General features: G+C 41.5%; 3 protein-coding genes. 1 reads left to right on the top strand and 2 read right to left on the bottom strand.

Annotation, left to right across the window (positions count from 1 at the left end):
* Positions 1–294: 294 nt before the first annotated feature.
* On the bottom strand, positions 295–2,037 hold the full coding sequence (gene argS / locus CWB85_RS18490) for an arginine--tRNA ligase (protein ID WP_016708651.1): 1,743 nt from the start codon (positions 2,035–2,037) through the stop codon (positions 295–297).
* A gap of 53 nt (positions 2,038–2,090) precedes the next feature.
* A complete protein-coding gene (gene prfC, locus CWB85_RS18495) occupies positions 2,091–3,674 on the bottom strand; it encodes a peptide chain release factor 3 (protein ID WP_138555662.1) in 1,584 nt (527 codons plus the stop codon).
* Between the two features lie 368 nt (positions 3,675–4,042).
* On the opposite strand from prfC, the gene CWB85_RS22660 reads away from it, so the two are divergent.
* A partial coding sequence (locus CWB85_RS22660; protein ID WP_249314920.1) for a hypothetical protein occupies positions 4,043–4,381 on the top strand: 339 nt, incomplete at its 3' end.

The raw sequence follows: 4,381 nt of genomic DNA on the forward strand, positions 1-4,381 counted from the left end.
ATTTATTATAAATCATCTATCAGCTATAAGATATCAGCTATCAGCTATCAGCTATCAGCTATCAGCTATCAGCTATCAGCTACAAAATTAAGCCATTGCAGCTCAGTGTCAAGCTAAACCTAGCACCTAGCACCTAGCACCTAGCACCTAGCACCTAGCACCTAAAATTATCTGCAAGTGTAGGAGTGCTAGCAAGGCAATGAGTTTATTTATGCCAAGGAGCATACGTGTTTTGTATGTGACTTAGGCTAAATAAACTCATTAACGCAGCTAAAGCGAACTACACGCAGTAGGTTACATTTGCTCCATGACTTCAATGCCTAACAGGTCCAACCCTGTTTTCAACGTATCCGCCACTAAATTACACAACACTAAACGGCTGTCACGTACACTTGGCTCTACGCCGTCTTTCAGTACTGGGCAGGCTTCGTAGAAGGTCATGTAAAGACTAGCCAGCTCATATAAGTAACTACATAATACGTGCGGTGTTGCTTCATTGATCATTTGATCAAGCACTTCTTCTAATTGAAGAAGTTTTAGTGCAAGGGCTTTTTCTTGTGGCTCAACAATGGCGACATCTGCGGTTAAGTTTGCTGCGTCTACACCCGATTTACGGAAGATGCTGCGAACACGCGTATACGCGTATTGTAAGTAAGGGGCCGTAGCACCTTCAAAACTAAGCATGGTATCCCAGTTGAAAATGTAATCACTGGTACGATTTTTTGATAGGTCGGCGTATTTAACCGCACCGATACCAACTTTACGGGCGATTTCTGCACGCTCTGCATCCGTTAAATCAGATTCACGCTCTGCCAGTTTTGCCGTTGCACGAACAATTGATTCTTCTAGTAAATCAGCAAGTTTAACCGTACCGCCAGTACGGGTTTTAAATGGTTTACCGTCTTCGCCCATCATGGTGCCGAATGGGCAAAATTCGTAACTGGTTTCATCACGTAATAAACCCGCTTTACGGGCTGTAAGCTCTACTTGATTAAAGTGCAGACTTTGGCGGGCATCAACAAAAATTAAGATACGAGCTGCGCCTAACTTATTTGAGCGGTAATCACAGGCCGCTAAATCAGTGGTTGCATATAAGAAGCCACCACCTGATTTTTGTACAATAAACGCTGATGGCTCACCATCTTTATTCGCTAGTTCGTCTAAAAACACCACTTGTGCGCCTTGCGACTCCACAGCAATATTTTTGTCTTTTAATAACGCGATAATGTTATTAAGCTCACTGTTATATGCACTTTCAGCCATAATGTCGTCTGGCGTTAGTGTTACATTTAAACGCTTATACACTTCTTCAGAATGTTTTACTGAGGTTGCAATAAATAACTTCCACAGTTTTTCACAGTGTGCATCGCCACCTTGTAGTTTTACTACGTAATCACGGGCTTTATCGGCAAACCCTTCTTCTTCATCAAAACGCTTTTTCGCGTCGCGGTAGAAGGTTTCTAAGTCAGCCAATGCCACTGAATCTAAATCAACACCTTGGTTAATTTGATCTTCTAAGTGAGCAATCAACATACCAAACTGAGTACCCCAATCACCCATGTGATTTTGACGAATAACCGTGTCACCACGAAACTCAAGGGCACGCACAACAGCATCGCCTATGATAGTTGAACGTAAGTGACCTACGTGCATTTCTTTTGCAAGATTTGGTGATGAGTAATCAACCACAACGGTTTGCGGCTTTGCATGCTCAGCAACTGCAAGTTTTGCATCTTGATTTGCCGCTTTTACGCTGTGCGCTAAAAATTCAGGCTTGAGGTGAATATTAATAAAACCTGGGCCTGCAATTTCAGTTTTATCAGCAATATCGCTAACATCTAAGTTATCAATAATTTTTTGTGCAAGCTCACGAGGATTGCTTTTCATTTTTTTAGCCGCACCCATTGCACCATTAATCTGGTAATCACCAAACTGTGGACGAGTACTTTGTGTAACCGCAGGATTAGTGTCTGCGGGTAGTCCTGCAGCAGTCATTGCAGCAATAGCTTTATCGATTAGAAGCGTACGAATATTCATGTAATTTGTTACCTTTGTCAGCCCGCATTGCGGGCTTTAATTAAATTTTGCGTTTAGTTTTCACGGGTGTGGTTAAACGTCACTTCAGGGTAACGCTCTATTGATAAATTAAGATTCACACGGCTTGGCGCTATGTAAGTTAAGTTATCACCGCCATCAAGTGCTAAGTTGCTCTCGCACTTACGTTTAAAGTCTTCAAACTTTTTAACGTCATCCGAACTGACCCAGCGTGCTGTATTTACATTCACGCTTTCATACAAAGCATCTACGTTATATTCTGCTTTTAAGCGTGCCACAACCACGTCAAACTGCAGCACACCGACTGCACCCACGATTAAATCATTATTGATAAGCGGTCTAAATACTTGTACTGCACCTTCTTCTGAAAGCTGTACTAAGCCTTTTAACAATTGCTTTTGTTTTAGTGGATCACGCAAACGAATACGGCGGAACAGCTCTGGTGCAAAGTTTGGAATACCAGTAAATTTAAGTTTTTCACCTTGGGTGAAAGTATCACCAATTTGAATCGTACCGTGGTTATGTAAACCTATAATATCACCAGCAAACGCGTCACTTGCGCGTTCACGGTCGCCGGCCATAAAGGTCACTGCATCAGATATACTGACTTGCTTACCAATACGCACATGGTTCATTTTCATACCTTGGCTGTACTTGCCCGATACAATACGCATAAAGGCAATACGGTCACGGTGTTTTGGATCCATGTTGGCTTGAATTTTAAATACGAAACCGGTGAAGTTTTCTTCTGTAGCAAGAACTGTGCGGTCTTCTGTTTCACGTGGCAGTGGCGTTGGCGCCCATTCAGTCAGGCCATCAAGTACATGGTCAACACCAAAGTTACCAAGTGCAGTACCAAAATATACTGGTGATAATTCACCGGCTAAAAATAGCTCTAAATCAAATTCGTGTGAAGCACCAATAACCAGCTCTAATTCTTCACGTAATTGTTCTGCTAATTCGTCACCAATTGCTTCATCCAGCTCTGGGTTATCTAACCCTTTAATACTGCGTACTTCTTGAATCGTATGACCTTGGCCTGTTTTATATAAAATCGTTTCTTCGTTATGAATGTGGTAAACACCTTTGAACTCTTTACCACAACCAATTGGCCAAGTGATTGGCGCGCAGGCTATGTTGAGCTCAGTTTCAACTTCGTCTAATAACTCCATTGGGTCGCGGATATCACGGTCACACTTATTCATGAAAGTAACAATCGGCGTAGTACGCAGGCGTGTTACTTCCATCAATTTACGGGTACGATCTTCGACACCTTTTGCCGCATCGATAACCATTAAACATGAATCAACAGCGGTAAGAGTACGGTAAGTATCTTCAGAGAAATCTTCGTGCCCTGGGGTATCCAGTAAATTAACGAGCGCTTTGTTGTATGGAAACTGCATTACAGAGGTAGTTACTGAGATCCCACGCTCTTTTTCCATTTCCATCCAGTCTGATTTTGCATGCTGATTAGAACCACGCCCTTTAACAGTCCCCGCTTTTTGAATAGCCTGCCCGAACAACAGTACTTTTTCAGTAATGGTGGTTTTACCCGCATCCGGGTGAGAAATGATCGCAAAGGTGCGTCGTTTATTAATTTCACTAGATAAATTAGACATGTAAGCCGCTTTAAGTCATAACAAGGCACAGCTAAAACAACCCGATTCAGGTTATTTTGAGGCATTGTAAATATAAAATAGAATTACTGACATTATACCTTGTTTGTTGTAGCCAAAAAAGCAGCGATTGCAAGTAATTAACTGCTTAGTAAAATTCAAGTAATTCAAACATATTGAACTGTTAGGGTTAGCCACAGACTTTTAACTACCGAAACAGTCCTCAACATCAAAACCGGAACTCAATCCCCCTGAAACAATAGCTAAAAGCATCTTACCGCCAGCAAGTGATAATAAAAATAATTACCACTTGCGACCCCAATTTAAAAACAATAAAATAATGACGATTTGTATTTGAACCAAACTTAATAATGGCTACTATTAATTTTTCTCCAGTTACATTTTCTGCATTAAAGCAACAAAACTTATCACTATGTTCTGTTGCGATTTGCTTACTTGTTATTACAGTTCACGCTGCTGCTATTACCTTGCTGTGGTTAGAAACAGCGAATACTCGAGTGGTGTTAGAAAAGAATCCAAGCTCTATCAAAGGGAACTTAATCTACTTCCCTAGTAACACTAAGCAACCCACTAGAAATAACTTGTTTGATCAAAAAATACAGTCTGAACCAGCTAAAAAACCTGAACCTGCGGCAAAGCCTGTGGCAAAACCTGAGCCTGTGGCAAAACCTGAACCTGTGGCAAAGCCT

Source organism: Pseudoalteromonas sp. S1727 (assembly GCF_005886375.1).
Lineage (GTDB): Bacteria > Pseudomonadota > Gammaproteobacteria > Enterobacterales > Alteromonadaceae > Pseudoalteromonas > Pseudoalteromonas haloplanktis.

What these genes read in the sequence shown, in the direction of transcription:
- argS (WP_016708651.1), bottom strand. Translation starts at nt 2,037, where the DNA reads ATGAATATTCGTACGCTTCTAATCGATAAAGCTATTGCTGCAATGACT.
- prfC (WP_138555662.1), bottom strand. Translation starts at nt 3,674, where the DNA reads ATGTCTAATTTATCTAGTGAAATTAATAAACGACGCACCTTTGCGATC.